The 1,514-nt window shown below is 60.4% G+C and carries 1 protein-coding gene and 1 pseudogene; both read right to left on the bottom strand.

All coding sequences use genetic code 11. The features are described from left to right. Positions 1–369: pseudogene (locus tag C6W92_RS17420) on the bottom strand (transposase); the annotation flags it as partial. Between the two features lie 65 nt (positions 370–434). Beyond that, complete coding sequence (locus tag C6W92_RS17415) at positions 435–1,295, bottom strand: metal-dependent phosphohydrolase (RefSeq protein WP_129435385.1); 861 nt, start codon at positions 1,293–1,295, stop codon at positions 435–437. Positions 1,296–1,514 lie beyond the last annotated feature (219 nt).

Below are 1,514 nucleotides of genomic sequence, written 5' to 3'. Positions count from 1 at the left end.
AACAGATCGTGCGAACGGGCCAGATGTGACGATGCTCATCCACGAACCCGAACGTCATCGGGTGGCCGCTCCGAAGATGAGCGCGGCTTTTTTTAATATATCACGCTCCGTCTGGGCCTTTTGCAGCTCCCGTTTCAACCGGGCATTCTCCGCCGCCAGGTCGGCCGGGGACGGGCCCTGCGCCTGCGTATTGGGGCGCCGCGCAGGGCCCGTCCCCGACTTGCCGAACTGTCTTATCCAGCGGCGCAGCTGCGTCTCGTGGACGCCGAGTTCCGCTGCGACATACATGATCGACAGCCCGCTCGTCTCGACGCGCTCCGCAGCCTGCCGCTTGAACTCATCCGGAAAATACCGGCGCTTCTTCTCCATCGGACACTCCTTCCGTTGGCTCGAAAGCCTATCATGGGTGTCCACCAATCCGGGGCAGGATCAGGTTAGCCCTGTCCCGGCCCGGGAAACGGGCCCAGCACCACCGTGCGACGCTCGACCTGGAAGACCTGGTTGTAGAGTTGGGCCAACCATTGCTTGCCCTCCGTGGTGTATTCCAGCTGTACGAGGGCCGGCTGGATCAGCGGCTGGATCTGCGACCAGAAGAACTCCGGGTATTTATCCATCAGATCCATGGGGTTGGTGTAACCGAGCTTTTCGGCCGTGCCGGTTTCGACAAATTCGTGAAAAAGAGCGTTGATCTTGCGATGATAGAACGGGTCAGCCATCTGGCCTATCAGATCGGCCGCCCGGGTGAGCGCCGGTTCGCTTTCCGTGTCGTGATAGGCCGGATCGTCAGGAACGGGGAACCGGGTGTAATCGATCGCGCGCGCGATGCGTTCTTCGTCGATCGTGCGCGAGGGGCCGAACCGGTTGCGCACGTAGATCATGCCCCGGTCCACATGCCATGGGGTCAGGCAGGCGTCCGACGCGCCACGCTCCGGTGTGAAGGTGTTGCCCTTCTCGTCGATCACCAGTTCTGTCTCGGTATCTCCCGGGCAGGCGCCGCGCGTATAGCCAATGTCATGCACCAGAAGCGCCAGGATGTAATGCAGCCAATCGTCCGGCTGAAGCGCTTTCGACAGGAGCCGCCCCCGCAGGATCTGCTGGCCGACCAACGTCACCATCATCGTGTGTTCGGCATCGTGGTACAGCGCGTCCGTGTTGCTCAGCCGCTCGAGCACCAGACGGGCCGAGCCCTTGATGTATGCGGCATGTTCCGGGGCGCAGCCCGCGAAATAATGAAGATAGGTATCCGCCAGATAGTCTCCGAATGCGTTCGCCATGATTGTGGTGGGATTGAACATGAACCTGTCCCCTCTCTGTGCCCGGTCAACCAGGTAAAGGTAATATTATAAGAGACCACAGCGAAACTCTTGGGATTCCCTGAGATGGTTGCGTGGGGTATGTTTTGTCATGAGACAGAGTTTTTCGACCCAGCCCGCCTTGTTTGCTCCGCAGGAGTTGTTCGACCACCCGGCGCTTTGTGCCCTGGATGGGGTGGAGGCGCTGATTGACTGGGATCG

Source organism: Roseovarius sp. A46 (assembly GCF_004126395.1).
GTDB lineage: Bacteria > Pseudomonadota > Alphaproteobacteria > Rhodobacterales > Rhodobacteraceae > Roseovarius > Roseovarius nitratireducens.
The sequence above is the reverse complement of the archived record's forward strand: the minus strand, read 5'-3'. Positions and strand labels throughout refer to the sequence as shown.